General features: G+C 44.8%; 26 protein-coding genes. 21 read left to right on the top strand and 5 right to left on the bottom strand.

What is annotated here, in order from left to right:
• Nucleotides 1-31 precede the first annotated feature (31 nt).
• The gene (locus tag JKJ11_RS21400; protein WP_006070949.1) at nt 32-1,162 is read left to right on the top strand and encodes a 1-acyl-sn-glycerol-3-phosphate acyltransferase; all 1,131 of its coding nucleotides are present in this window, start codon (nt 32-34) and stop codon (nt 1,160-1,162) included.
• Between the two features lie 92 nt (nt 1,163-1,254).
• Here JKJ11_RS21400 and JKJ11_RS21395 read toward each other — a convergent pair whose 3' ends face one another.
• Complete coding sequence (locus tag JKJ11_RS21395; RefSeq protein WP_252039984.1) at nt 1,255-1,656, bottom strand: hypothetical protein; 402 nt, start codon at nt 1,654-1,656, stop codon at nt 1,255-1,257.
• A 50-nt stretch (nt 1,657-1,706) separates the two neighbouring features.
• Nucleotides 1,707-2,636 carry an LpxL/LpxP family Kdo(2)-lipid IV(A) lauroyl/palmitoleoyl acyltransferase gene (gene lpxL, locus JKJ11_RS21390; protein WP_171392340.1) on the bottom strand — a complete coding sequence of 310 codons (930 nt, stop codon included), beginning with the start codon at nt 2,634-2,636 and terminating at the stop codon, nt 1,707-1,709.
• 307 nt (nt 2,637-2,943) lie between these two features.
• On the opposite strand from lpxL, the gene JKJ11_RS21385 reads away from it, so the two are divergent.
• The 3 genes from JKJ11_RS21385 (at nt 2,944) to JKJ11_RS21375 (ending at nt 5,597) form a co-directional block, all read left to right on the top strand.
• Nucleotides 2,944-3,693, top strand: coding sequence for a hypothetical protein (locus JKJ11_RS21385; protein ID WP_252039983.1), 750 nt, complete (start codon nt 2,944-2,946; stop codon nt 3,691-3,693).
• A gap of 104 nt (nt 3,694-3,797) precedes the next feature.
• Complete coding sequence (locus tag JKJ11_RS21380) at nt 3,798-5,258, top strand: hypothetical protein (RefSeq protein ID WP_252039982.1); 1,461 nt, start codon at nt 3,798-3,800, stop codon at nt 5,256-5,258.
• A 174-nt stretch (nt 5,259-5,432) separates the two neighbouring features.
• Nucleotides 5,433-5,597 (top strand): hypothetical protein, encoded by a 165-nt coding sequence (locus tag JKJ11_RS21375; protein ID WP_156020246.1) that lies wholly within the window; start codon nt 5,433-5,435, stop codon nt 5,595-5,597.
• 85 nt (nt 5,598-5,682) lie between these two features.
• Here JKJ11_RS21375 and JKJ11_RS21370 read toward each other — a convergent pair whose 3' ends face one another.
• On the bottom strand, nt 5,683-6,108 hold the full coding sequence (locus tag JKJ11_RS21370) for a DUF6515 family protein (protein ID WP_236111722.1): 426 nt from the start codon (nt 6,106-6,108) through the stop codon (nt 5,683-5,685).
• A 126-nt stretch (nt 6,109-6,234) separates the two neighbouring features.
• Nucleotides 6,235-6,900 (bottom strand): CatB-related O-acetyltransferase, encoded by a 666-nt coding sequence (locus JKJ11_RS21365; RefSeq protein ID WP_006074648.1) that lies wholly within the window; start codon nt 6,898-6,900, stop codon nt 6,235-6,237.
• Between the two features lie 131 nt (nt 6,901-7,031).
• On the opposite strand from JKJ11_RS21365, the gene JKJ11_RS21360 reads away from it, so the two are divergent.
• Nucleotides 7,032-7,877 carry a GNAT family N-acetyltransferase gene (locus JKJ11_RS21360; protein WP_252039981.1) on the top strand — a complete coding sequence of 282 codons (846 nt, stop codon included), beginning with the start codon at nt 7,032-7,034 and terminating at the stop codon, nt 7,875-7,877.
• Between the two features lie 17 nt (nt 7,878-7,894).
• Here JKJ11_RS21360 and JKJ11_RS21355 read toward each other — a convergent pair whose 3' ends face one another.
• The gene (locus tag JKJ11_RS21355) at nt 7,895-9,271 is read right to left on the bottom strand and encodes an MATE family efflux transporter (RefSeq protein ID WP_252039980.1); all 1,377 of its coding nucleotides are present in this window, start codon (nt 9,269-9,271) and stop codon (nt 7,895-7,897) included.
• 383 nt (nt 9,272-9,654) lie between these two features.
• Between JKJ11_RS21355 and urtA the strand changes: the two genes are divergently transcribed.
• The 16 genes from urtA to dhaR all read left to right on the top strand — a co-directional run bounded on the left by urtA (nt 9,655) and on the right by dhaR (nt 25,886).
• Entirely contained in the window at nt 9,655-10,944 is a 1,290-nt protein-coding gene (gene urtA, locus JKJ11_RS21350) for an urea ABC transporter substrate-binding protein (RefSeq protein WP_088878837.1), read from the top strand.
• Between the two features lie 100 nt (nt 10,945-11,044).
• Nucleotides 11,045-12,670 (top strand): urea ABC transporter permease subunit UrtB, encoded by a 1,626-nt coding sequence (gene urtB, locus JKJ11_RS21345; RefSeq protein WP_252039979.1) that lies wholly within the window; start codon nt 11,045-11,047, stop codon nt 12,668-12,670.
• A gap of 14 nt (nt 12,671-12,684) precedes the next feature.
• Nucleotides 12,685-13,833 (top strand): urea ABC transporter permease subunit UrtC, encoded by a 1,149-nt coding sequence (gene urtC / locus JKJ11_RS21340; RefSeq protein WP_252039978.1) that lies wholly within the window; start codon nt 12,685-12,687, stop codon nt 13,831-13,833.
• Nucleotides 13,830-14,681: an urea ABC transporter ATP-binding protein UrtD gene (urtD, locus tag JKJ11_RS21335; RefSeq protein WP_252039977.1), complete on the top strand. Its 852-nt coding sequence runs from the start codon at nt 13,830-13,832 to the stop codon at nt 14,679-14,681. Before urtC ends, urtD begins: the two co-directional genes overlap by 4 nt.
• Nucleotide 14,682: 1 nt before the next feature.
• A complete protein-coding gene (gene urtE / locus JKJ11_RS21330) occupies nt 14,683-15,378 on the top strand; it encodes an urea ABC transporter ATP-binding subunit UrtE (protein ID WP_006074656.1) in 696 nt (231 codons plus the stop codon).
• Nucleotides 15,375-16,298: an urease accessory protein UreD gene (locus tag JKJ11_RS21325; protein ID WP_252039976.1), complete on the top strand. Its 924-nt coding sequence runs from the start codon at nt 15,375-15,377 to the stop codon at nt 16,296-16,298. Before urtE ends, JKJ11_RS21325 begins: the two co-directional genes overlap by 4 nt.
• A gap of 34 nt (nt 16,299-16,332) precedes the next feature.
• The gene (gene ureA / locus JKJ11_RS21320) at nt 16,333-16,635 is read left to right on the top strand and encodes an urease subunit gamma (RefSeq protein ID WP_006074658.1); all 303 of its coding nucleotides are present in this window, start codon (nt 16,333-16,335) and stop codon (nt 16,633-16,635) included.
• Nucleotides 16,636-16,645: 10 nt separating this feature from the next.
• Complete coding sequence (locus JKJ11_RS21315; RefSeq protein ID WP_006074659.1) at nt 16,646-16,981, top strand: urease subunit beta; 336 nt, start codon at nt 16,646-16,648, stop codon at nt 16,979-16,981.
• Between the two features lie 31 nt (nt 16,982-17,012).
• A complete protein-coding gene (gene ureC, locus JKJ11_RS21310) occupies nt 17,013-18,716 on the top strand; it encodes an urease subunit alpha (protein WP_006074660.1) in 1,704 nt (567 codons plus the stop codon).
• 34 nt (nt 18,717-18,750) lie between these two features.
• Nucleotides 18,751-19,203 carry an urease accessory protein UreE gene (gene ureE, locus JKJ11_RS21305; RefSeq protein ID WP_006074661.1) on the top strand — a complete coding sequence of 151 codons (453 nt, stop codon included), beginning with the start codon at nt 18,751-18,753 and terminating at the stop codon, nt 19,201-19,203.
• A gap of 41 nt (nt 19,204-19,244) precedes the next feature.
• On the top strand, nt 19,245-19,826 hold the full coding sequence (locus JKJ11_RS21300; RefSeq protein WP_252039975.1) for a HupE/UreJ family protein: 582 nt from the start codon (nt 19,245-19,247) through the stop codon (nt 19,824-19,826).
• 33 nt (nt 19,827-19,859) lie between these two features.
• On the top strand, nt 19,860-20,570 hold the full coding sequence (locus JKJ11_RS21295; protein ID WP_252039991.1) for an urease accessory protein UreF: 711 nt from the start codon (nt 19,860-19,862) through the stop codon (nt 20,568-20,570).
• A gap of 29 nt (nt 20,571-20,599) precedes the next feature.
• Entirely contained in the window at nt 20,600-21,223 is a 624-nt protein-coding gene (gene ureG, locus JKJ11_RS21290; RefSeq protein ID WP_006074664.1) for an urease accessory protein UreG, read from the top strand.
• A gap of 99 nt (nt 21,224-21,322) precedes the next feature.
• Nucleotides 21,323-21,724 (top strand): DUF4345 domain-containing protein, encoded by a 402-nt coding sequence (locus JKJ11_RS21285; protein ID WP_252039974.1) that lies wholly within the window; start codon nt 21,323-21,325, stop codon nt 21,722-21,724.
• 503 nt (nt 21,725-22,227) lie between these two features.
• The gene (locus JKJ11_RS21280; RefSeq protein WP_088878828.1) at nt 22,228-23,793 is read left to right on the top strand and encodes a BCCT family transporter; all 1,566 of its coding nucleotides are present in this window, start codon (nt 22,228-22,230) and stop codon (nt 23,791-23,793) included.
• A 164-nt stretch (nt 23,794-23,957) separates the two neighbouring features.
• Nucleotides 23,958-25,886, top strand: a complete 1,929-nt coding sequence (dhaR, locus tag JKJ11_RS21275) for a dihydroxyacetone kinase operon transcriptional regulator DhaR (RefSeq protein ID WP_252039990.1) — start codon at nt 23,958-23,960, stop codon at nt 25,884-25,886.
• Nucleotides 25,887-25,895: the final 9 nt, after the last annotated feature.

Below are 25,895 nucleotides of genomic sequence, written 5' to 3'. Positions count from 1 at the left end.
ATAGTGCAGCTTTTAATTTGATGTAACAAACATGACAACACAAAACGACCCATATATTGATATTCGTCCGTACAACGACGAAGAGATTCCTGCAGCGATTGATCGTTTGATTAATGATGCAGAGTTTATAGATGCAATTTTGCAACATCGCTTTTCAAATCATGCCCCTTGGTTCAAAGCTCTTATGAGCCCAATGGTAAAAGTGTACTTAAAGTTCAAGTGGGCGAAACTGGATAGCGTTGAAGCTATTCAATTAGAGGTAAAAAAATACCTAGAGCAAACCTTGGATACGACAACGAAAGGCGTGGTGTACAAAGGTCTCGACAAACTAGACAAAAATACGTCGTATCTATTTGTCTCCAATCACCGAGACATTGCGATGGATCCGGCTCTAGTCAACTATGGTCTGCATGAAGGGAACCATAGAACAGTTCGTATCGCGATTGGTGACAACCTGTTGAAGAAGCCTTGCGCTACAGAACTGATGCGTCTAAACAAGAGCTTTATTGTAAAGCGCTCCTTGAAAGGCCCTCGTGAAATGATGAAGGCGTTGGGTACTTTGTCGTCATACATTAAGCACTCACTGGACACAGGCAATTCCATTTGGATCGCCCAAAAAGAAGGCCGAGCAAAAGATGGTAACGATTTTACTGATCCGGCTATTCTTAAAATGTTCCACGTAGAAGGGCGTAAGCAAAAGATACCTTTTGCTGAGTACATCCGTTCTTTAAAGATTGTTCCTGTTTCGATTTCGTATGAAAACGATCCATGTGACATCGCGAAAGCTAACGAGCTTTACGAGAAAGCGACGCATGGTAACTACGAGAAAGGAGAATTTGAAGATATCGAGAGTATCGTTCAAGGTATTGTAGGCCGTAAAGATAGTGTTCACGTTGTGTTTGGTGACGTAATCGATCAAGATTTTGATACGCCAGAAGCGCTTGCAGAAGAGATTGATCGTCAGATTCACGAAAACTACACACTGTTTCCAATCAATAAGTTGGCTGCAGGTTTGGAAGATGAGTTTATCACTGGAACGACTCGCGCGACGCTTCAAGATAAATTGGATGCTTTACCAGAGGGTGCTCACCCGTTCTTAATTGATAGCTATGCGAACCCGGTAAAAAACATCATTAAAGAGCGCGAGAAACTCTCCGCTTAATTTTTGCGGTAGGGCACGAGCTCAAAGTTAAAAAAACCAGTCGTATTGACTGGTTTTTTTGTTTTTAGAAAAGGCAAGCGGCTAATTGACGCTTAGTGTCTTGAATCGATCGATAAAATTGGAAATTTGTTCCAACCAAAGTTAATGGTGAGAGAAGTGGTTTTGTTCGGACTAACTGATTCATGGAAGTCTTCAGCAAATATACGTTCGCCATTAGCCAAGATAGCAACTAACTGTGTTTGATTGATAGTACGTTTGGCTGAGGACGTATTGGTAACAGTAATGACCGCCCACCGCTCGCCTGACTCGCTGCTCATGAGAACATAGTTATTGACAGAGAAGTCACTGCGATTAGGTTGGATGTTATCGTTATTTGGAAACGCCAACTCGGAATAGTGGATCGATGGCTGATCGATACTTAATGTCTCATACTCCATCGACCTAACTGGTGAGGTTAAGGCGATGCTTAATAGTAGGAGTAGGGGTCGAAACATATAACAAATGTCCTTTCACTTTAGATATTGTTTTCTTAGGGAATCGATCATTAAGAGTACAGACTGCTCTCACCTTCTGGACGAGTCTTAAACCGTTTGTGCAGCCACATCCAGCCGGGAATATCGCGCTCAATCATTCCTTCTAGTTCCTTGTTTAGTACCTTGGCTGCAGTTTCAGGGTCACGTCTTGGAATTTGCTCACTCAAATCCTCGCCAATATGCAACGTATAATGATTGTCTTGTACGACAGTAACCCCTGAAATTACGGCACAGTTTGTGGCATCAATGAGGACGCTAGGGCCAGCGGTTACAGCTGCTTGCTTCACGGCGAAAAACGGTGCAAATACTGAGTTGTGATGACCATAATCATGGTCTGGTAAATACCAGAGTCGGCATCCCTTTTTAAGCGCTCTAAGCATGGTTCTAACATCTGTTCGGTCAATCATTTGATGGCCACTTCGGGTGCGACCTCGATGTTGGACGAACTCGTAAACTAGGTTTGAATGAGGTCGATAAACGCCAAAACCTTGAGCAAACTGACCGAATATTGAAGCGGTCATTTCTAGATTTAGGTGATGGCTGCACACTACCAAGGTTCCTCGCCCCGCCGCCTCTTGTTCTAAAAGGACTTCCCTGTCGACAACGGAAGAGATTCTGCGTAGTCGCCATTCAGGCCAAAACCAAGCCATACCAGTTTCAAACAGTGCGATGCCAGTGCGTTTAAAGGTGTTTCTCAGTATTAAATCGCGTTGTTGAGCTGTGTAATGAGGAAAACAAAGTGCTAGATTTTGGGCGGCAACTTGGGACCGTTTCTTGAGTATTTTCATCGCCAATAATCCAGTTCCAGTGCCTAATCCGCGCAAAAAGGAGTAAGGAAGGACGTTGACGATGAAAGCGAGAAATCCAAAGGCGCACCAGATTCCCCAGTATTTAGGGGCTAGCATTCGCACTGAAAATAACGGTCTTGGTACAATATTCATAGTTTGAGTATTCGCGTTTAGTTGCCAATGATCCCTATTGGTAATTTGGGCAATCTATAATGAATATAAAATCGAGCAGTTCAGTGAAGAAATGACTCGGAGAAGCATTGAATACCGTCAGTACTACTAATATTTCTTGATGAGAGCGCGTTCCATTGATTGGTAGTTACTATTCTCTATATTGAATGTTTAATACTGACTGGTTATGAAATTATAAAGATCTATCGATTGACTTGATGTCACGTAACGTAGTGATTTGTCGGAGGTTGTCTATAATCAAATCAAGTTTGTACATTTAGGTGACCTAATGAACTACCCAGAAGCGTTACCCCATGGTGAATTGACTCAGGTACTAGAAAATATTTATTTAGTCACAGGGTCTGTTTCCATGAAAGCGCCACACCCTAAATGGGGACCGTTTAATCTCGTCTTTAGTCGAAATATGATTGTGATTAGACAAGGAGGAGACCTTATTTTAATAAACTCGGTGAGATTGAGTGACAAAGGCATCGCTGAGTTAGATGAGTTGGGCGACGTCAAACACGTTATTCGATTGGCGGCCTTCCATGGTTTTGATGACCCTTTTTACAAAGAAACGTTTGGAGCAACCTTATGGTCAGTGGATGCGCCTTATATACGAGGGTTTTTAAGTGAAGAAAGTGCAGAATACTATCGTGCTGATCGAATTCTAAAATCGAGTGATGATCTTCCTATTCATGATGCGTCCTACCATGAGTTTTCCACCAGTACCCCAAAGGAAGGCTTGATTTTGCTGCAAAGGGGGAAAGGCATTTTGGTATCTGGCGACAGTATGCAGAATTGGTCCCGACCTGATGAATATTTCAATTGGTTTGCAAAGTGGATGATGCCCAAAATGGGTTTCATTTCTTCAAGTAACTTTGGCCCTGGATGGCTGAAAATGGCTAAACCAACGACTAAAGAGCTAATGGAGAAGGCGATGTTGAACTATGATGCTTTGCTACCAGCACATGGCTTTCCAATTATAGAAGACGCTCGAGAAGGATTTGTTTCAGCCGCTAAACGGCTACAGGATTGAATCAAAGCTATTAATATATGCTAACAATTGATTGAATCGGTGTCTTATGATGAGACGTAGCGCACAATAAAGTAGGCTGCCCTCCTTTTGACTTGGGGTCCGCTATGCACAGCAAATATCCATACATTGTTGCATTGAGTATATTGACACTGGCAGGTTGCAGTTCTTCCATTCCTCCAGAAGAGCGTCAAGCGGCCCGCGAAGAGATTAATGCCACATCAGATATACTGATCAACCAGCTCAGTGAACGTTACCCTGACTTACCTGAGCAACTTGCTTATGCTGATGGTTATGCTGCTGTCTCTATGTCTAACGTAAAGATCCCAGTTTTAGGTGGTGGTACAGGAGTTGGTGCAATCTATGACCAACGAGATGGCTCAGTCACCTATATCGACGTTAATCGATACGAAGTGGGGGCAGGCCTTTCACTGGGCACGACTCAAGCGTTGGCCATCTTCAATGATGCTTCAACATTAAAGGAATATCGTAGTGGATCTTGGGAACCTTCAGTCGGAGCAGAGTGGTTTTTAGGTGAAGATGGCCAGTTTAGCAGTATGAGTTTAGCTGGTAGAGACGAAGACGTACCTATCTATCTTATTTCTAGTTCAGGTGGCGGCGCTGTCGGTAGTGCCAAAGTTGTGTCGGTTTCGGTCAACTATGACCTAACAGAGACAGGGCTTGGGGAAAATCGAGTACCAAATAAAGAGCCTGTTCCTACCAGCGATGTACCACCTAAAAAGTGGGACCGAGCACTACCTTTCTATGCTCAGAATGTTATTGATAAAGGATTTAGCTTGCCTAAGCCATTTGGTATTAGTGTGATTTATGCCGATACATTCCAACAAATGCAGCTTAATGATTTAGAAGTAGGCTTTCGAGGTTCTAACAAAGTACCGATTGACTTCGTGTCGTTTGATAACAATACCAGCCATACACAAACTCCACAGTTAAAGTTAGATGCTTGGGTATTCCCGTTTATGAATGTCTTTGCAACAGTTGGTAAAATCAGTGGTGAAGCCGATATTCAATTTACTATTGATGGGAACGACTTTATCAATCAAGCAGGTATAGATTGTTCCAAGCTGGTGAATAAGCCAATCTGTAACAGGGTAGAAGACAAGGCACTTACAGTGCCCGTAGTCGCCGATCTAAGTGGTACCAACTACACCGTTGGTACTATCCTAGCTTCAGGATGGAAAGACTACTTCTTTACGGTGCCAATTTCGGCCTCTTATGCGGATATGCGTCGTAGTGATGCTGAAGGATTTGTTCTTAATATTTCCCCTCGTGTTGGTAAGCAAATTCCACTTAAAGGCACTCAATCCATTGCCATTTATGCTGGGGCAACTTATCTGGATAGCCGTTTGACCATTTCAGGCTCACAACCTATCCCAGGAACCAGTGAGTCTATTGATTACAAGGTCGAGCAAGAGAATATTGATAAGTGGTTAGGGCTAGTGGGTGCCAACTATAACTTCAATCGAGATTGGTCTATTTCTATGGAGTATGGACAGAATGGAAGTAAAAAGCGTCAGTTTGTTTCGAGTCTAACCCGACGCTTTTAATTGAGGTCTGCCCATCCAATGAGATGGCGACAATTGAGCCGGATAGGATTAGATAAACTAATCGACAATCCATAAAATTATTTGTAATTAAATTACTTAAAACATTTGACCTTCGTCACGAAATGAGTAAAATTCGCTCTGTCTTTTGAAATGTTATTACATAAGGTAGAGAAAATGAACGCAGCACTTCTATCAACATTGGACACTGAGAAAACTACAGAAGTAGAAAAAGCATCAAAATCTTCAACTTCTACTCTAGGTGAGATCGCAACTATCCTAACTATGTATCTTGCGACTTCAGCTGTAGTTTTGTTACTTAGCCTAACTTGGGTTATGTAACCAGCCTTTCAAGGATTTGAAAAGTAAGCGATACTCCCTAAAGCAGTTCATGTGAGTATCGCCTAAGTCCCCCCTTCTTTAAGAGCTACGGCTCAACCACAACGTACTTACCATTGCTCACCGCAAGAAACCAATTTCCTCTCGAAACAAAGTACTGTTGTCCTCTTTTATTTACTGCTGTCGCCCCTTCAGGGAGCTTTTTCACCATTTGTCCTAGTCGATAACGTCTCTTTGGTGGCTTCTCTACGATAATGTATTTGTGCTTCTCTTTTTTGTAGTAGTGACCATCAATCAACGCATAGGTAACGCCTGCGATGGCTAGCATAACGGCGGAGTCCGGCAATCTATGTGGCTCATAGTGGTGTACAATGTGAACTTCTTTCTTATGATGTTTGTGCTTTTTCCACGGTTTGTCGAAGTGTTTATGCCAAGGATCAGCAAAGGTAGGGGAGGACAAAACGCTCAAGAATAAGATGAGTAATAGCGCTTTTTGGGAGAATTTTTTGTTCATGAATGACCTAAGAGATGTGTGTTCTCAGGTCATTGTCTATGTATTCACGATTGTCGAGTTAACGGCCTGTCAGCAGCTGGTAGGTTTTACATGAAGCGACAATAAGTTAGCTTACTTAAATAGTTATCATGAATGCGTTAAGTCTGGATGTGATTGGTAGTATTGATACAACGCATCAATATCAGGGCTACACATTACGGACATAACTTGCTTTAGTGTATCTAGAGGCCAGTTCCACCACTGCATCTCAAGCAATTTATTGATCTGATCTTCGCTGAAACGTTTTTTGATCACCGTATTATGTCCAACCACAATGGCATAGGGCTCTACGTCTTTGGTGATAACCGAACGAGCGCCAATGACAGCGCCATCGCCGATTTTGACACCAGGCATAATCATCGCTTCACTGCCAATCCACACATCGTTGCCAATGACGGTATCGCCCGCTTTCTGAAAGCCATCTTTGACATCTGCACCGAAGGTTTCTTGTGAGAATGGGAAGGTAGAAATCCAATCAAGTCGATGCCCTTGGTTGCCCGCGAGCATAAACGTTGCCCCTGACGCAAAAGAGCAAAACTTACCGATGATCAGTTTATCAATATCGGTATAAGCACCGCTTTCCCAAAATTCTCTCGTGGGTTTATCGCCCAGTAGGTAGCGCACGGCAATGTCTTCGAAGCTCTTGCCGTGGTAAAAGCCAGAGTAATAGGAGTAGTCGCCAACCTGAATATTAGGGTTAGTAACCTTGTCTTTGATGACTTCACCTTGAAGCCAGTTAGGAAATGTATTCATGTCTTTCGTTCTTTTTGGTAATGACTCACAAAATCTAGCACGACCTTTAGTCGCTTCCAATGAGCTTGTTGTCGAAGTTTGTATTGCCCACTAAGTTACTTATAACAGTAGACGTAATGAAAGGTGAAAATATGAAGGGATTTCATATTAGACAAATGAATTTGGAAGAGGTGCAGTTAGCGGTGGATTGGGCGGCGAAAGAAGGCTGGAACCCAGGGCTCAATGATGCGCAGCAGTACTTCCTTGCTGATCCGTCCGGCTTCTTGTTAGGGAGTTTAGACGGTGAGCCGATAGCGTGTATCTCAGTGATCAAATATGACCATAGCTTTGGGTTCTTGGGGGTTTATATCGTCAAACCAGAGTATCGGGGGAAAGGATATGGAATACAAATTTGGCGTAAAGGTATGGCTTATTTAGAGGGTTGCAATGTTGCTTTGGATGGCGTCGTAGACCAACAGGACAACTACAAGCGCTCTGGATTTGTCTTGTCACACCGTAATATTCGCTATCAAAGCCTGACCGCATCATCGCCATATAATCAAGAGACTATCAAGCCTTTGCGTAGTGTAAGTTTGGATTTAGCTCAACATTACTTGCTCCCCTTTTTCCCGTCACATCGAGAGGCGTTCTATCAATCATGGCTGTTTCAACCAAACAGTGTGGCTTTGTATGCTGGTACACCTTCTGATATTAAAGGTATTGGGGTTATTCGGCCTTGCAAAGACGGGTATAAAATAGGACCGTTATTTGCTGACTCAATGAGTATTGCAAACATGCTCTATACTGGACTTACCTCGAGTGTTAATCCAGAACAGCCGGTTTTTCTAGATGTCCCTGAAACCAACAAAGCAGCACTAGAGTTGGCATCAAATCATCAAATGACCGCCTGTTTTGAGACGGCGCGCATGTATACCAAGGGCAGTCCTGATATTGCACTTGGTAGAACCTTTGGTGTGACTTCTTTTGAAATTGGTTAGCTGCCTGAAAGCGCATGTTAAGCGGTGGGTCGTACTTCGCTATCAGTCAGATTGTTGACCCATCGATGGCTGAAAACACGCCAAGTAGCGGGGAAAGCTTTGACGATCTCTTCTGATGTCATCATTAACAATACTACCGGAAACGACCAGTCAAAGAACATCGCACCCAAAGCGGTGAGAGGAACTGCCCAGACCCACTGACAAACAAAGTCCATATTCATACAGAATTTGTTGTCTCCGCCGCTACGCAAAATCCCCACAATCAAGGTGATGTTGATGCTGCGCATCAAGATACTCAACGCGACAATTGGGAAGCTTAGTGTCATCAAGTCGATAACGTCTAACGATAGCGCTCCATAGAGTTGCAATATGGAAGTTTGCATTATCAGTAATAGTACGCCGAGCACGGCGCCCAGAAGAATGGCGGATTTGAATGCCCAGCGTGCGTAAATGGTGCTGAGTCCAAACTGATTCGCACCCAAACTGTTGCCAATCATAATACCCACAGCGCTAGACAAACCATGAGCCACAGAAAGTCCAATAGACTCTAACGGCGTAATCACAGCCATAGTCGCCAGTTCGGTTTCGCCCATGCGGCCAAGAATCAAGTGGAAGGTAAAGATCCCCGCGCACCAAATAAAGGTTCCGACAACAATAGGGTAGGTAATCGCGAAAAACTTACCAACCAGCACCGGTTTAAAGGCATTGGATATATGCTCAAGGCGAATGGCAAGCACTGGGTATCGATAATAGATAATCGTGATGACGGCAATAAGACGAATACTACGCGCGATCACACTGCCAATGCCTGCGCCAAGTAAACCAAGTTCTGGGGCACCAAAGTGGCCGAAGATGAGTACGTAGTTCAACGTAACGTTCAGGCCAATCTCCATGATGGACAAATAAAGATTGATGTGCGTTTGTCCAATGGAGCGCAGTGCCGTATCCGTGGCAATGGCTAATCCTGATAGCAGGGTTGCGATGCCCAGTAGCTGTATATATTGGCTAGAGAGTGTAAGTACTTCGCGACTTGGATTAAACAGTTGAGGCAGTAACTGCGGCGTAAAAAAGCAGATAGAGAAGCAAAGAAAGGCAAATATTTGGGTCACAATAGTGCCTAATGCAAGGTTGTTCTTTAGGCCATGCTCATCTTGTGCGCCCCAATATTGAGCAAGTAAAATCCCCATTCCGGAGCTTAATCCCCAGATAAAAACGATAGAAACCCAAAATATCCTCGCACCAATACCTGCAGCAGCGACTTCCTGAGTACCTAATTGACTGATCATTAAACTATCAACAAACCCCAAGCTGCTCATCAGTAAGCTTTGCAAAGCGATAGGCACGCCGAGCACCAAAACACGTTTGATAAATTCGCTAAAGGTTTGTTGTTGCATCGCTTTCTCCCTGCTGTCTGTCTTATTAAATTAATAAGAATCAACATGGTATGCAATCAGTTACCTTAGATGAGATGTCGAGTTAGTCGCAATTTTTCTTATATGGAAGCGTTAACCAAGGAGGCTTTTTCTAGCTTGAGGCTAAAGAACAAAGACAGGTGATAAATATTGCGAGAGATATCGCTAACTTGGTGAAATTCTACCTATGATTGCACCAATATGCAGCGCACCAGAATGAGTATTAAGCTTCAATCTGGAGTTGGTTGAGATAAAAGCTTTAATATTCAGTTGGTTGAGGTTATGTAATTATTCTTATCATATCTGGCATTCTTCTTGAAATATGAAAGTTAGACATAACTATTCATAATAAGGAGATATCCAACATGAACATGACGTTCAAACTTAAACTTGCTGCAGTGAGTGCTTCAATGGCGCTTGTATCGGGTATAGCAGTGGCTGAGGAAGAAACGATTAAAGTCGGAGTATTGCACTCCTTATCTGGCACCATGGCCATCAGTGAAACCACGCTAAAAGATACCATCTTAATGCTGGTGGAAGAGCAAAATAAAAAGGGCGGTTTACTCGGGAAGCAGCTAGAAGCTGTGGTTGTCGATCCAGCTTCCAACTGGCCATTGTTTGCGGAGAAAGCTCGCGAATTAGTGGAAAAAGAAAAAGTAGATGTGGTGTTTGGTGGGTGGACATCGGTCTCTCGTAAGTCGATGTTGCCCGTTTTTGAAGAGTTAAACAGCATCTTATTTTATCCAGTGCAGTACGAAGGCGAAGAGTCTTCGAAGAATGTGTTCTACACTGGTGCCGCGCCGAACCAGCAAGCCGTTCCTGCCGTTGACTACCTGATGACCGAACTGGACGTCGAGCGTTGGGTGCTGGCAGGGACGGACTATGTTTATCCGCGCACGACGAATAAGATCTTAGAAGCTTACTTAAAAGACAAAGGCGTCAGTGAGAAAGACATCATGATCAGTTACACGCCATTTGGTCATTCTGATTGGCAGTCGATTGTTTCAGACATTAAGAAGTTTGGCTCTGAGGGTAAAAAAACGGCGGTGGTTTCTACGATTAATGGCGATGCGAATGTCCCCTTTTATAAAGAGTTAGGCGCGCAAGGTGTCTCTTCGGAGGACATTCCCGTAGTCGCATTCTCAGTGGGTGAAGAAGAGCTATCTGGGATGGATACGTCGGCGTTAGTCGGGCATCTGGCAGCCTGGAACTACTTTATGAGTGTCGACACGCAGGCAAATGAAGAATTTGTAGAAACTTGGCAGAAGTTTATCGCGAGTGACAAACGAGTGACGAATGACCCAATGGAAGCACACTACATTGGTTTCAATATGTGGACTCAAGCGGTAACCAATGCGGGTACGACGGATGCAGAACAAGTTCAAGATGCGCTAATTGGTGTTTCGGTGCCGAATCTGTCTGGGGGCTACTCGACTATGCTACCTAATCACCACATTACCAAACCTGTTTTGATCGGTGAGATTCAAGACGACGGGCAATTTGATATCGTTTGGGAAACTACGGGCTTAGTGGCTGGTGATGCATGGTCAAACTTCTTGCCAGAATCTGCAAAGCTCTATTCTAGTTGGTCTAAACCATTTTCTTGTGGTGCGTTCAACGTCGAAACTGGTAAGTGCTCAGGAAGCGCAAACTAGTTGCTAGACGGTATGGTGCTTTCACGGTTTCTCGTGAAAGCACCTTTTAGATCTTGTCCTCAATGTATTTCAAGAGAGGGCAACGCAAAGGACGCATTTCATGAAAAACATAACTCAATTATTGAAAGTGGTCGTGCTCTTAATTTTGAGTACGAATGTCGCGTTGGCAAACGTAAGTGACCGAGAGTCTTTCTCAAAAGTGCTCATAGGAAAAAGCACCCCTCAAAAACAAGCGGCGATGTCTTGGCTCGTGGACCACGAACCCAGCGACGTCGCTAAATCTGTGTTAACCGCTTGGCTACATGGCAATCTGTATTATTTCAATGACAAATCGAGTGACCAATACCAACAATTATTTCTATCAAGCGATATCCGCAATGCGGCTCAAGTCGTCAGTGCATGGAGCGATACTACTCTCGATGTCGAGTCTTCTCGTCAGTTCAAAAAAATTCGAGTAAACAACAAGCTACGAAGTTTAATTCGTCTAGAAATTGCCTCACTCGGATTGGATCATGCCGATGCGACGATTCGTTTAAATGCAGTAACGGCATTAGTGGGGCAAACCGACGATGCAGTTATCTCCCGTCTTAAACAAAGAGCCAGTATTGAAACGGAGCAAGAGATTGCAAGCCTGTTGCGTCTCGCACTATCCATTGATGAAGCTCTAACAGGCAACACCACTGAGCAGCGGATTGCCGCCATTGATGTTCTATCTGACTACAAACAATCGGTAGTGTTATCAACGCTTAATCAAGTGCTGAAAACGGAGACTGACGAACTCGTGCGCAGTGCAGCAGAGCGCGCATTAGACCGCTATCAACAGAGTCAAAAATTCTACTCAGGGGTTGAGACGGTATTTTTCGGGCTCAGCTTAGGCTCGGTTTTGGTACTTGCTGGGATCGGGTTAGCCATCACCTTTGGTGTAATGGGGGTGATTAATATGGCGCATGGTGAGCTGATTATGATTGGCGCGTACACCACCTATGTCATGCAGCAGTTAATGCCAAACCAAATTGGTCTAGCGCTGATTCTTTCTATCCCTATGGCGTTTATTGTCTCTGGACTAGTAGGTATTGCCATTGAGCGAAGCGTCATTCGTCATCTTTACGGTCGACCACTAGAAACCTTGTTAGCGACTTTCGGGATCAGTTTGATCCTGCAGCAAGCTGTGCGCTCCATTTTCTCTCCACTTAATCGCTCAGTGAGCACACCTGATTGGATGTCAGGTGCGCTGCAAGTCAACCCAATGTTGTCACTTACCTATAACCGTCTTTACATCATTTTGTTCTGCATCATGGTGTTTATCGGCTTGGTGATGGTGCTTAAGAAAACCCCACTGGGTTTGCAGGTTCGGGCCGTATCACAAAATAGAGCTATGGCGAGAGCAATGGGCATTCGCTCCGAGAGAGTGGATGCCTTGACGTTCGGGCTAGGGTCTGGAGTAGCAGGAGTGGCAGGAGTGGCGTTATCCCAGCTCACCAATGTGGGCCCGAATATGGGACAAGCCTACATCATAGACTCGTTTATGGTGGTGGTGTTCGGTGGCGTTGGTAACTTGTGGGGAACGCTCGTTGCGGGATTAAGCCTTGGCCTATTCAATAAGATCCTTGAACCTTGGGCTGGGGCGGTATTGGCCAAAATCTTGGTATTGGTATTCATCATTTTGTTCATTCAAAAACGTCCACGTGGTTTATTTCCACAGCGCGGGCGAGCGGCTGAAGGTTAAGGATAACTGACACTATGCAATCTAAATCTTTTGTTCTATCGGCATTAAGGGGAGATAGGGGTGGTCAGCTTACCATTCTGGCTCTCCTAGTTGCTGTTGTTGTCGTGCCACTGGCGAACACCTTGTTGCCAGTAGGTCACCCACTTCATGTTGAAACCTTCACCATTTCACTTATGGGCAAGTATCTCAGTTACGCCATGTTGGCACTCGCTGTGGATTTAGTCTGGGGTTATCTAGGGATTTTGAGTCTTGGACACGGGGCTTTTTTTGCTTTAGGTGGTTATGCCATGGGCATGTACTTGATGCGTCAAATTGGTGATCGGGGTGTCTATGGTAATCCTATTTTACCGGACTTTATGGTGTTTCTAGACTGGCAAGCTCTCCCTTGGTTTTGGCAGGGCTTTGACCAATTCTGGTTTGCTTGTTTGATGGTAGTGTTGGTGCCTGGTGCTTTGGCTTACGTATTTGGATATCTCGCTTTCCGCTCTCGTGTGTCGGGCGTGTATTTATCCATAATGACTCAGGCTTTGACCTACGCATTAATGCTGGCTTTTTTCCGTAACGAGATGGGATTTGGTGGCAACAATGGCCTCACTGACTTTAAAGACATCTTGGGCTTTAGCTTACAGCAAGACGCCACCAAAATTGCGCTATTTATGATTACTGGCATCGCTTTGGTGGCGAGTTATGTGGTCTGTCGAACCATCATTAGTAGCCGATTGGGGCGTGTTTCGATGGCGATTCGTGATACTGAGTCACGAACTCGATTTATGGGCTATGACGTAGATGGTATCAAACTATGGATCTTTGTGTTATCGGCAGTCATAGCAGGTATTGCGGGCGCTTTATATGTCCCACAGGTCGGTATCATTAACCCAGGTGAGTTTGCACCTCTCAACTCCATTGAAGTGGTTGTCTGGGTTGCCCTTGGCGGTCGCGCTACATTATTCGGTGCCATTGTAGGGGCATTGGTGATCAACTATGCAAAGAGTTGGTTTACGGTCGAGTTTCCAGAAGTGTGGTTGTTTGCGTTGGGTGGGTTGTTTGTCCTCTCAACGATGTATTTCCCTAAGGGGTTGATTGGCTTCTTCTCCGACAAAGTTCAACAAATCCGCAAAAAGGCATCTAACCCGAAAACTAAGGCAGAGGAGGTCACAGTATGACGACGCTGCATCGAGCCCAACAACTGAAAAGCTCAGTTCAAGAATTGACTCGTCGAGACGAAGTGTTCTCTTTTTTAAAACCGGATCATCACCCCCTAATTGATACTCGTCATAACGTCCTTTTGTATGTGGAAGGGGTCAACAAAAGCTTTGACGGGTTTAAGGCCATCAACGATCTCAACCTATATATCAAAGAGGGGGAGTTACGTTGCATCATTGGTCCCAATGGTGCGGGAAAAACTACCATGATGGACATCATTACGGGCAAAACGAAGCCAGACACAGGGCAAGTCTGGTTAGGTTCTAATATTAACCTGTTAAAAATGAACGAGTCTGAAATTGCCAATGCGGGTGTTGGTAGAAAGTTCCAAAAACCGACCGTTATTGAATGTCTAACCGTTTGGCAGAACTTAGAGTTGGCTATGTCCGGCGTTCGTGGGGTTTGGGGGACGTTTGTTGCCAAACTGTCTGGCGAACAAAAGGACAAGCTAGAGTCAGTATTGACGCTGATTCATTTGCAAGATCATGCCACGTTGACGGCTGGCAAATTATCACATGGACAAAAGCAATGGTTAGAGATCGGTATGTTGCTGATGCAAAACCCCAAGTTGTTGCTGGTGGATGAGCCTGTAGCAGGTATGACTCATCAAGAAATGGACCGCACCTCAGAGCTATTGAATTCGCTGACGGGTAAACACTCAGTGGTCGTGGTAGAGCATGATATGGATTTTGTTCGCTCTATTGCCAGTCACGTCACCGTGCTCCATCAAGGACATGTCTTGGCGCAAGGAACCATGGATCAAGTGCAATCTCATCCAGAAGTAAAACAAGTGTATTTAGGGGAATAACATGTTGCAGATCCAGTCATTGAACCAGTTTTATGGTGAAAGTCATACCTTGTGGGATTTGGACATGTCGATTCCGAAGGGTAAGTGCACCGTACTGATGGGACGAAATGGCGTGGGCAAAACCACGCTACTTCAGTGTGTTATGGGGCTTGTGAAAGTCTCAAGCGGAGATATTCAATTAAACGGAGAGTCGCTACTTAAGCATGACGCAGAATCTCGACCTCGTATGGGTATTGGATACGTTCCTCAAGGTCGACAGATATTTCCCATGTTGACCGTTCAAGAAAACCTCGAAGTTGGTCTGCCGATTCGTGACAAAGGCGATAGACGCATTCCTGAATTTATCTTCGATTTATTCCCAGTCTTGAAAGAGATGTTACATCGTCGCGGTGGCGATTTGTCGGGCGGTCAGCAGCAACAGCTAGCTATTGGTAGAGCTTTGGTCGTTAATCCAAAACTGTTGATTCTCGATGAACCTACCGAAGGCATACAGCCCAATATCGTCCAGGAGATTGGTGACATCATTAGAATGTTGAATGAAAAGCTTGGCCTAACAGTATTGCTGGTGGAGCAAAAACTGCCTTTTGCCAGAAAAGTAGGAGACCAATTCTGCATTCTGGATCGTGGCAGGCAAGTTGCGGCGGGTGAGATGTCGACCCTAGACGATGCGTTAATTAAGGAGTACCTCACAGTATGAGTTCACCAGCGACAAATCAACAAACAATAGACGCCAATCGAAGTAGTGCGGTTCAGGGTCAGCTTGGACAAGTAATAGATGCTCACACTCAATTCGGTTGGAAAGCGAGTCTCGACTTAACCTTTATTGATCGCGGCGATAAAACGGTATTAAAACACCGCTCTCAACAAGGTCCACTCGCTATTCAGCGCCCTCTGTATCCAGAGGGCAACCCTTGCCATACCTACTTGCTCCATCCTCCCGGAGGAGTCGTTGGTGGAGATACTCTACAGATCAGTGTGCATGCTATTCAAGGTGCCAAATCACTTATTACCACCCCGGGTGCGACTAAGTTTTATCGTTCGGAATCTAAATACGCCAGGCAGAAGCAAACATTGCATGTTGCCAGCGGCTCTCGGTTGGAGTGGCTACCGCAAGAGAACATCTTTTTTCCTGATGCACATGTTCGCCTTGATACCGAAATCCATTTGGAGCGTGGTGCACAGTTTTTGGGCTGGGAAATGCACTGTTTTGGGCGGCCTGCACTAAATGAGGGATTTAGCTCAGGTCATTTGCTCGGAAAAACAGAGGTTTACCTTGATAATCAGTTGCTACTGACTGAAGGTTTGAATGTTCGCGGGGATGATAACTTACTGAAAAGCAAGGGTTTATTGAATTATCAAATGATGGGGGCCGTTTACATTTCAGTTGATGATGAGGATTTTTACCAATTGGTACAGACCTTGCTCAATAACATGCAACAAGAACACAAAGAAGGCGCAGTGTTGATTGCTGCGAGCCAGTTAGAAAATTTACTGGTTATTCGTGCCTTAGGAAACTGGAGCGAAGTGATCTTGGCGTGCTTCGAAAAGATCTGGCAGTTGGTTCGCCAGCATTGGACTGGTGACTGTCCTGAGCCTCCAAGAATCTGGGCAACTTGATCGAAATTCAATATTCACAACATAAGGTTATTAAATGGAATTAACCCCAAGAGAGAAGGACAAACTGCTGATTTTTTGCGCCGGGATGTTGGCAAAACAGCGTAAAGAGAAAGGGCTAAAGCTTAATTATCCTGAATCGGTAGCGTTTATTTCAAGTGCCATTTTAGAAGGGGCACGTGAAGGAAAAACGGTCTCAGAACTAATGGATTTCGGACGCACTTTACTCACATCTGACCAAGTTATGGAAGGGGTACCTTCGATGATTCCTGATGTGCAAGTTGAAGCCACGTTCCCCGATGGGACTAAGCTTGTCACTGTCCACGAACCAATTGTTTAGCGGGGGAGTTATGGCAGCGTCGACAGCAAAGTACTCGGGCTTTGTCCCGGGACAAATTGAAACCGCAAAAGGCGATATTAAGCTCAATGCAGGGCGAGATACAGTAACGGTGACCGTTGAAAACCTTGGTGACCGTCCGATTCAGATAGGCTCTCACTACCATTTCTACGAAGTTAACAATGCACTCAGCTTTGATCGTGAAGTGACGCGAGGATTTCGTTTAAACATTGCCGCCGGTACAGCAACGCGTTTTGAGCCCGGACAATCACGTACAGTGGAGCTGGTTGCCTTTGCGGGTAAACGCGAAGTCTACGGATTTCAAGGTAAGGTCATGGGCAGTTTATAAGACGCCTAACTCAAAACAACAAGGAAGAATAATGGCGAGTATTTCTAGGCAAGCCTATGCAGAGATGTTTGGTCCTACGGTGGGTGACCGAGTTCGTTTAGCGGATACTGATCTTTGGTTAGAAGTTGAAAAAGATCTCACGGTATACGGTGATGAAGTTAAGTTTGGCGGTGGCAAAGTCATTCGTGATGGCATGGGGCAAAGTCAATTGCCTAGCAGTCAAACGCCAGATCTCGTTATCACAAACGCGCTGATCCTCGACTATTGGGGAATCGTTAAAGCCGATGTGGCGGTGAAAAACGGCCGTATCGCAGCGATTGGTAAAGCGGGGAATCCCGATATTCAACCCGGTGTCGATATTATTGTTGGCCCCGGAACCGAAGTGTTGGCAGGAGAAGGCTCAATCCTTACCGCTGGAGGCATTGATTCACATATCCACTTTATCTGTCCGCAACAAATCGAAGAAGCGCTTGCATCTGGTGTTACTACCATGATCGGTGGTGGTACCGGGCCGAATACTGGTACTAACGCGACAACTTGTACTCCGGGCCCTTGGAATATGCATCGTATGTTGGAGTCCCTCGACCAATTCCCAATGAATTTTGGTTTGCTAGGGAAAGGCAATGCCAGTCAGCCAGAGGCATTACGTGAGCAGGTAGCCGCAGGTGCGGTTGGTTTAAAATTGCATGAAGACTGGGGAACCACACCTGCTTCTATTGATACTTGTTTGACCGTCGCGGATGAGATGGACGTGCAAGTGGCGATTCACACCGACACATTGAATGAATCGGGCTTTGTTGAATCGACGTTGGGGGCAATTGGTGACCGAGTTATTCATACCTATCACACAGAAGGGGCGGGTGGTGGTCATGCGCCAGATATCATTAAGGCGGCAGGGGAGTCTAACGTGTTGCCTTCTTCTACCAATCCAACCAGACCTTATACCGTAAATACGGTGGATGAACATCTGGACATGTTGATGGTGTGCCATCACCTTTCTCCTTCGATCGCAGAAGATGTTGCTTTCGCTGAGTCGCGTATCCGCCGCGAAACGATTGCCGCGGAAGACATTCTTCACGATCTTGGGGCGTTCTCTATGATCGCCTCAGATTCACAAGCGATGGGACGAGTTGGCGAGGTGATTACTCGCACATGGCAGACCGCGCATAAGATGAAAGTACAACGTGGCAGTTTGCCGCAAGACTCAAGCTATAGCGATAACTTCCGACTGAAACGTTATATCGCCAAATACACCATTAACCCTGCTATTACCCATGGTATGGCTCATGAAATTGGTTCAATTGAAGTAGGGAAGTTGGCTGATTTGGTACTTTGGAAACCGGCTTTCTTTGGCGTAAAACCAAGTGTCATTCTTAAAGGTGGCATGATTGCTATGGCGCCAATGGGAGACCCTAACGCCTCGATTCCTACCCCTCAACCTGTTCACTATCGTTCGATGTTTGGTAGCTATGGAAAGGCTTCTCAGCACACGTCGATGTTGTTTGTATCTCAAGCGGCACAAAACGCTGGAATAGCTGAGGAACTCGGATTGGACAGCCTCATCGGTGTTGCTAAACAGTGTCGCACTATCAGTAAGGCTGACATGAAGCTGAATGATTGGCAGCCAAATATTGAAGTGGACTCCCAGACTTATCAAGTCCGAGCGGATGGCGAATTGTTGGTCTGTGAACCAGCGGATGTACTGCCAATGGCGCAGCGCTACTTCTTATTTTAATTAAAACAGACAGTTAAGCATTGAGGACAATACAGTGATAGAGCTAGTAGAAATTACCCAACAACCCACGACTCGGCCTCATGCCTTCTTGAGTTTGCCGATTGACAGTCGAATCAAGAGCCGTTTGAAAGTGATTCTCGATGATGGTCGTGATGCAGGGCTGTTTTTGCCCAGAGGCCATATTCTGCGCGGTGGTGAGCAATTAAAAAGCCGCTGCGGCTTAGTCATAGAAGTTAAAGCTGCGCCGGAAAAGGTCTCTTCCATCTATTGTAGTGACCTACATCTGCTAACCCGCGTTGCTTATCACCTAGGCAATCGACATGTACCGCTACAAGTCGAGTTTGGTTGGGTTCGTTACCAACATGATCATGTGCTGGATGAAATGGTCGAAGGGTTAGGCGCCACCGTTTCAGTAGAGCTTGCTCCGTTCGAGCCGGAAGGTGGGGCATACGGCGGCAAGAGTGGCGGTCATCACCATCATCACTAATTAATATCTATTAAGCCCAATAACAAGAAAAGGAATATTCAATGAAATCAAAGTTCGCCAAATCAGTGTTCAAGACAACAACAGCGCTGTCATTTTTAACCCCAGCGTTTGCTTTTGCTCATCCAGGTCACGACTCAATGGCATTCACTAGCGGTTTGCTGCACCCCATCACAGGTGTTGATCACCTTATTATGCTTGTTGCTTTCGGTTTGTTGGTGGGTTGTTTAACGATAAGCAAAGCTCAGAAGATAGGCTTACTTGTGGGGGCACTGATAACTCTTATGGCTGGTTTACTCGCCGGGAAATGGTTTGGTCTAGTCTCTGGTGTGGAGATGGCCATTGTCGCCTCTCTGTTTGTCGTTAGTGCGGCTATCTGGCAAGTATTTAGCGCATCGCAGCAAATGGTGAAGCTGGCTGTTGGTTTGTGTATCGGCATGATGTTCTTTCACGGCTACGCTCACGGCGTTGAAGCGCAAGGCACACTCGGTCAGTTTTCTATGGGAATGGCGATGGGTGCGACGGTGTTAATGGCTGTCGGAATTCAAATTGGCCATTTAGTCGCTTCACGTTGGATGGCGGTTGGTGTTGCGGCGCTGAGTTCTGCATTCTTAATGGCATCTTAATGTATGGCCTCAAACGCAGCAGAAGATGACGCGATGGTGTCAAACAAAAGCACATCAAATGCAGAGGTTGTTAGCGGTGATGTTTCTAGTTACCGACTTTTTCAGCTGATAAGCCCATCACTGCCGATTGGCGGGTTTACATACTCGCAAGGATTAGAGTGGGCGGTAGAGGCGTGCTGGGTAACAAATCGCGAATCAATGGAAACCTGGTTAGCGAATATGCTGTTTAACAGTGTCGCGACGTTGGAACTGCCCATCATTGAACGTTTGTATGCGGCGGTAGAGTCAAAAGATAGCGAACAAATACAGCGGCTTACGGAACGCATCTACAGCAGTCGAGAAACCAAAGAGTTACGGGCAGAAGAGAAGCAGCGTGGCCTTGCTTTGAATACGTTACTCAAACGTCTGGAAGTCGAGCTTCCAGACGTTGAACTCAGTGATTACCCAGCTACACAGCTTCTCGGACTATGCGTTGCTGCGGTGTACTGGAATATCGAGTTAGCCGAGTTAAAGAAAGGCTATTTATGGAGCTGGGCTGAAAACTTGGTGATGGCAGGTGTCAAACTGGTGCCACTAGGTCAGACCGATGGACAGTTGGCACTTATCAATTTATCAAACCATTTTGCTGAAACATTAGCAATTGCACAGGCGACCGAAGAGTGGATGATTGGCAGCTTTACTCCTGCGGTATCCATCGCCAGCAGCCTACACGAAACACAATATACCAGACTGTTTCGTTCTTAGACGAAACAGTGGAGGAGATAGAAAAGACTATGGAAAGTTACAAACAACCATTACGAATTGGCATTGGCGGTCCTGTTGGGTCGGGCAAAACAGCACTACTAGAAGTACTCTGTAAGGCGATTCGCGATAAGTTACATATCGCCGTAGTAACCAATGACATTTATACCCAAGAAGATGCCAAAATCCTGACACGAGCAGAAGCACTAGAACCCGATAGAATTATTGGTGTAGAGACAGGTGGTTGCCCCCATACGGCAATTCGTGAAGATGCGTCGATGAATCTAGCGGCGGTGGAGGAGTTGGCAAAACGCCACAAAAATCTTGATGTGGTCTTTGTTGAAAGTGGTGGCGACAACTTGAGTGCGACCTTTAGCCCAGAGCTTGCAGACCTTACCATCTACGTTATTGATGTAGCGGAGGGAGAAAAAATTCCCCGTAAAGGTGGCCCTGGTATTACGCGTTCAGATCTATTAGTTATCAATAAGATTGACCTTGCCCCTTATGTAGGAGCTTCACTTGAGGTGATGGAACAAGATACGCAAAGAATGCGTCCTGTGAAACCTTATGTGTTTACTAACCTTAAAGAGAGTAAGGGGCTGGATACCATCATCGATTTCATTTTAACAGAGGGTATGCTTGAGTTTCATAGTTAAGAATTCGCTCCCTTAACCACGAACAGCAAAACGAAAATCCCGCATTATTAAGAGATGTGACTTACACTTCTGATAGTTAGCTGCTCTAGCGGGATTTTTATGATACAAGCAAAATTGATGGTTTGGATTACGGCTCTGATTTTTTCTGGTTACGGTGTATTGTTTACACTCTCTCCCAACACTCTATTCGAACGCGTCACTGATAGCGCTCTGTTTTCTTATTCTGCCAGCATTGATGTACGCGCAACTTACGGCGGTATGTCTGTCGCAGTCGGCATCATTCTCATTCTGCTCGTCATAAGAAACGAAACACTGAAAGTGTCGGTGGTCGCTTCCACGCTGTTGGCCGGCTTTATGGCACTAGCTCGTACGGTTGGTATTGCAATCGAGTCTCAACCCAACGACACCATGCTGCTGTACCTACTTGCAGAAGCCTTTTTCACAGTATGGGGGCTATTTATTCTTTGGAAGCTGCCAAAACGGAGGTTTTACTTTAAGTAAGCGTATCTTTAGGATGTTTCAAAATGGAATTATTAAGCAAGAGGTGTGTTTCAATGTGAAACGGGTGAGGGCGGAAGTGCGCAATTTAGTGATCGTCTTGGTAGTTTCCAAAAGAGGTAACCCGATTGTTGGGTAAATTGACATAACCATCAAACTTTAGCTGTAAATAGTCGATAGTTTCTTTTTTTATAGAGCTTTCATGAATAGGATAGCTCTCGATTAGAATTATTCGCGGGTAGATAGTTCATAATATGAACGTAATATTGGACGTCGTTTAGACAGAGCTAGACCATATTATAAATCACAATATATAAACCAAGTTTCACATTGGTTTCCTGCTTTAAAAATCAACGAATAGTTAATTTAAAGGGTTTCTCGCTCGATATACTAGGTCATGTCACGCCTTTATTCATGAGGGCTAGAGGGCATGGATAATTATAGATTTGCAATTGCATTTATTATTAATCACCTGCAGCGAAGATCCTAAAATAAAGGATTGATTCATGAGCAACATATTAAGGCTTAAGATCTTTTTGCCGCCACTCTTTTTTCTTATCGTTGCGGTACTTGTTAGTCTTGTTGACCTACCGGCTTTTCTAGAAATTACAACCAGAATCAACGCTTGGATTTTGAACACATTTGATTGGCTGTTTTCAGCTGGGGCATTTGTGATGGTCTTGACTTGTATTGTGGTGTTCTTTTCTCCTTTAGGCCGTGTCACTATAGGTGGTGAGGGTGCAAAACCGATACTAAGTAAATGGCGTTGGGGAGCGATTACGATTTGTACCACCACTGCGGCAGGTATGTTGTTTTGGGCTACGGCAGAGCCGTTGTACCACCTCTATGCTCCTCCGAAGTCACTTTCCCTACTTCCAGGTTCAGCGCAAGCCGCGGATTTTGCTCTTTCTACCATGTATATGCATTGGTCATTTACACCATTTGCAATCTATGCAATTCCAGCTCTGGCGTTTGCATTGGCGTTCTATAACCTAAGCAGTCGATTTTCCATTAGTGCGGCACTGCAACCAATATTAGGTAAGCGATATTCGGTCAAAGTAGGTGGCGTTGTTGATTCAATATCCATGTTTGCTCTGGTAGCTGGAATGGCTTCTTCTTTGGGAACAGGAGCTTTAGTGCTTTCTAGTGGTATTGAAAAGGTCACCGGTTGGGAAAATAGCGCATTGCTATTGGGCTTTGTTATTGCAACCATTGTGGTGTGTTTTGTTGCCTCTTCTGTTTCAGGGTTACACAAAGGAATCGCACGCCTATCTTCTGTGAATACTTGCATCTTCGTAGTGATAGCTTTAACCGCGTTTTTCTTTGGACCAACTGACGTCATTTTTCACAATGGCAGCCAAGCGTTAGCCAATTATCTGTCTGAGTTTGTAAGCCGAAGCTTCTCACTAAACCTTCAAGATGGAGATAACTGGGCTAAGAGCTGGACGGTATTTTATTGGGCAAATTGGTTAGCGTGGGCTCCGGTCGTGGCATTATTCCTAGGCAAAATAGCTAGGGGACATTCGGTTCGCACATTTTTGATTGTGAACCTGGTTATTCCCGCAACATTCTCAATGATGTGGATGGCGATATTCTCAGGAATGATTCTAGAGCTAGATATGAGCAGCAATGGCGCTTACTTTGCTCTGCTGAACGAGAATGGACCCGGAGCAGTAATTTACGGCTTGCTTGACCAGTTACCTCTGCCGATGTTGTTTATCTGCCTATTTATCTTTATTTCTTTCCTAGCTTATGTGACGGCTGCGGATTCGAATACAGAGGCAATCTCTTCTTTATGTATCGAATCGAATGATGAAGACAATGAACGAGCTAAGAAAGCGAAGGCTCAACTAAAGGTGCTATGGGGAAGTGTGATTGCTTTAGTTGCTTGGTCAATGACGGCATTTTCTGGCGTAGATGGCATAAAAATGATGTCTAATTTAGGAGGTTTGCCGGCTTTATTTGTTGTGATTGGGATGAATGCGTCTTTGTTAGTGTGGCTGTGGAAGAGCTACAAAGACCATTTTTCGACATCAAGCTCCATGAATCCTCAGAGGTCGACCAGTCCCTGATATCGTAGATTGTTAATGTATGAATCTAGCGACATAGTACCTTTTGCATAAATTCTGAGCATTAGGAAATAGGGTATCTTAACTGTGATTGAGACACCTAAAAACAGAACACTAACCTTATATACTGTCGGCAATACGGTCTTTCTCCTATGACATCTCATTCAATGCAGTCTATTGAAAATTGCAAAAAGCGCTGGGAATTTTTCCAGAAGCATTTATGGGTCTCCCCTGAGTTTGCTACATCACCTATCTTCCTATCATGGGAGAAGTGCGTAAAGCAGATGAGCGCCTATAAATGGTCTCGTCCTCACATTGCTTCGGGCTATACCTTAGCTTCTTTGAAACGACGTACCGAGCGCATTATTAACTGTGCAGCGACGGTAGTTGAAGATACTTATGATCTATTGCGCGAAGAAAAATTGCTATTGCTAGTGACCGATGACAACGGCTGCGTAATGTTCACGATTGGGCATGAAGAGCTTGAAGCGAAGATGGAGGCGCTCGGCATTAAGGTCGGCTGTTTTTTAAGTGAAGATAAAATTGGTACCAATGCGGTTAGTTTTGTTATGGAAACAAACATGCCAAGCGAGGTCTTTGCAAGCGAGCACTTTAAACGAGATTTGCACGAAATAGGCACCGCAGCAGCACCCATCATAGACGCATATGGCAAGCTTTGTGGAACCATAATGTTGGTGAGAAATGCGCAAGACTATAATAAGGAGAATCTGGTCATTGCATCCTCATGTGCTAGAGAGGTGAGTCTTCAACTGCATATTCAGAATGAACAGGAAAGCATGAATCGGCTCCAGTCTGCTCATAGTGCTGCATTGGATTATATTGATGACGGAATCTTATCATGGGATGGTGATAACTTAATTTCTTACACTAGCCAGCAAGCAGAGAAGCTGCTGAGTATCAATAACAACGACTTACTTGAGCGAGATGTATTTGACGTTATTCGTTTTGCTCCAAACATCATGTCTTCAATCGAGAAAGGCGAAACAGTACTGCGTAAGAAAACCACTTTTGAAGTCGATGGGCGCTTTATTGAAGCGATTGTTACTTTTCGCTGCATGTCGGATGGGACCAATTTACTCTTTATCCACCCCATAGATAAGTTCAAAGATATGATTCAGCAGCAGGTAGGCGATAATGCTAAATATTCATTTAGCAGTTTGCCATTTGTCTCCAAAAAGATGAAACATGTGCTGAGAGTGGCTAAGCGCGCTATCAACTCTGATATGCCGATACTGATATCTGGTGAAGAAGGTGTAGGGAAGATTGATCTTGCCAAAGCCATTCATAACGAAAGTGATTATAGAGAAGGACCATTCATTACGTTTAATTGCCGTTCGACGAACGCACATCAGCAATTAAGAGATGTTCTTGGATTCGATGAAGGAGAAGGACAACTTTCGAAATTCGAATTGGCTCAAAACGGCACTTTGTATGTAGAGAACATCGAATACCTTGGAAGTGAATTGCAAGCAGCATTCCTGAAGCTATTAAAAACGGGACTGACCAGCCGTAGTGATAGCCAACGACTTATCACGGCAAAGTTCCAGCTAATCACCAGTACAACATCAAACGTGGCTGAATATGTGTCTCAAGGCGGTTTCTTGAGACAGCTTTTCTATGATATTTCTGCAAATGAATTGACGATACCTCCTTTAAGAAAACGAAAAGACGATCTAGAGCATATGATCTTAAAGTTGGTCAGCACTTACGAGCAGCGCCATAACATAGCGGTCAATATCGACAAAAATGTCATGCCAGTGCTCCTTGATTTTCCTTGGCCTGGCAACAATTCGCAGTTACGCAATCAGATAGAGCGAATACTGCTGAATCGAAGTTCAAACCTGGTAAAACTGAGCGACATTCCGGATGAGATTAAGGTGCGTTCTATTACTTATAAAGAGGTAGCTGCGCCAATTCTTACTCTCGAAGAAGTAGAAAAGCAGACGATCATTCAAGCTTGGAAAGCATATGAAGGATGCATGCAAGACATCGCTAAAGCGCTAAACATTGGCCGTACCACCTTGTGGCGCAAAGTGAAAAAGTATGAAATCAGCAGTATGATGGAACGAGGTTGAGTGGTTAGC

The organism is Vibrio sp. SCSIO 43133, assembly GCF_023716845.1.
Taxonomy (GTDB): Bacteria; Pseudomonadota; Gammaproteobacteria; order Enterobacterales; family Vibrionaceae; genus Vibrio; species Vibrio mediterranei.
This window is presented reverse-complemented; position numbering and strand designations above follow the sequence as displayed.

Excerpts from the sequence above, each read along its gene's own strand:
- JKJ11_RS21400 (WP_006070949.1), top strand. The coding sequence starts at position 32 with ATGACAACACAAAACGACCCATATATTGATATTCGTCCGTACAACGAC.
- JKJ11_RS21395 (WP_252039984.1), bottom strand. The coding sequence starts at position 1,656 with ATGTTTCGACCCCTACTCCTACTATTAAGCATCGCCTTAACCTCACCA.
- lpxL (WP_171392340.1), bottom strand. The coding sequence starts at position 2,636 with ATGAATATTGTACCAAGACCGTTATTTTCAGTGCGAATGCTAGCCCCT.
- JKJ11_RS21385 (WP_252039983.1), top strand. The coding sequence starts at position 2,944 with ATGAACTACCCAGAAGCGTTACCCCATGGTGAATTGACTCAGGTACTA.
- JKJ11_RS21380 (WP_252039982.1), top strand. The coding sequence starts at position 3,798 with ATGCACAGCAAATATCCATACATTGTTGCATTGAGTATATTGACACTG.
- JKJ11_RS21375 (WP_156020246.1), top strand. The coding sequence starts at position 5,433 with ATGAACGCAGCACTTCTATCAACATTGGACACTGAGAAAACTACAGAA.
- JKJ11_RS21370 (WP_236111722.1), bottom strand. The coding sequence starts at position 6,108 with ATGAACAAAAAATTCTCCCAAAAAGCGCTATTACTCATCTTATTCTTG.
- JKJ11_RS21365 (WP_006074648.1), bottom strand. The coding sequence starts at position 6,900 with ATGAATACATTTCCTAACTGGCTTCAAGGTGAAGTCATCAAAGACAAG.
- JKJ11_RS21360 (WP_252039981.1), top strand. The coding sequence starts at position 7,032 with ATGAAGGGATTTCATATTAGACAAATGAATTTGGAAGAGGTGCAGTTA.
- JKJ11_RS21355 (WP_252039980.1), bottom strand. The coding sequence starts at position 9,271 with ATGCAACAACAAACCTTTAGCGAATTTATCAAACGTGTTTTGGTGCTC.
- urtA (WP_088878837.1), top strand. The coding sequence starts at position 9,655 with ATGAACATGACGTTCAAACTTAAACTTGCTGCAGTGAGTGCTTCAATG.
- urtB (WP_252039979.1), top strand. The coding sequence starts at position 11,045 with ATGAAAAACATAACTCAATTATTGAAAGTGGTCGTGCTCTTAATTTTG.
- urtC (WP_252039978.1), top strand. The coding sequence starts at position 12,685 with ATGCAATCTAAATCTTTTGTTCTATCGGCATTAAGGGGAGATAGGGGT.
- urtD (WP_252039977.1), top strand. The coding sequence starts at position 13,830 with ATGACGACGCTGCATCGAGCCCAACAACTGAAAAGCTCAGTTCAAGAA.
- urtE (WP_006074656.1), top strand. The coding sequence starts at position 14,683 with ATGTTGCAGATCCAGTCATTGAACCAGTTTTATGGTGAAAGTCATACC.
- JKJ11_RS21325 (WP_252039976.1), top strand. The coding sequence starts at position 15,375 with ATGAGTTCACCAGCGACAAATCAACAAACAATAGACGCCAATCGAAGT.
- ureA (WP_006074658.1), top strand. The coding sequence starts at position 16,333 with ATGGAATTAACCCCAAGAGAGAAGGACAAACTGCTGATTTTTTGCGCC.
- JKJ11_RS21315 (WP_006074659.1), top strand. The coding sequence starts at position 16,646 with ATGGCAGCGTCGACAGCAAAGTACTCGGGCTTTGTCCCGGGACAAATT.
- ureC (WP_006074660.1), top strand. The coding sequence starts at position 17,013 with ATGGCGAGTATTTCTAGGCAAGCCTATGCAGAGATGTTTGGTCCTACG.
- JKJ11_RS21300 (WP_252039975.1), top strand. The coding sequence starts at position 19,245 with ATGAAATCAAAGTTCGCCAAATCAGTGTTCAAGACAACAACAGCGCTG.
- JKJ11_RS21295 (WP_252039991.1), top strand. The coding sequence starts at position 19,860 with ATGGTGTCAAACAAAAGCACATCAAATGCAGAGGTTGTTAGCGGTGAT.
- ureG (WP_006074664.1), top strand. The coding sequence starts at position 20,600 with ATGGAAAGTTACAAACAACCATTACGAATTGGCATTGGCGGTCCTGTT.
- JKJ11_RS21285 (WP_252039974.1), top strand. The coding sequence starts at position 21,323 with ATGATACAAGCAAAATTGATGGTTTGGATTACGGCTCTGATTTTTTCT.
- JKJ11_RS21280 (WP_088878828.1), top strand. The coding sequence starts at position 22,228 with ATGAGCAACATATTAAGGCTTAAGATCTTTTTGCCGCCACTCTTTTTT.
- dhaR (WP_252039990.1), top strand. The coding sequence starts at position 23,958 with ATGCAGTCTATTGAAAATTGCAAAAAGCGCTGGGAATTTTTCCAGAAG.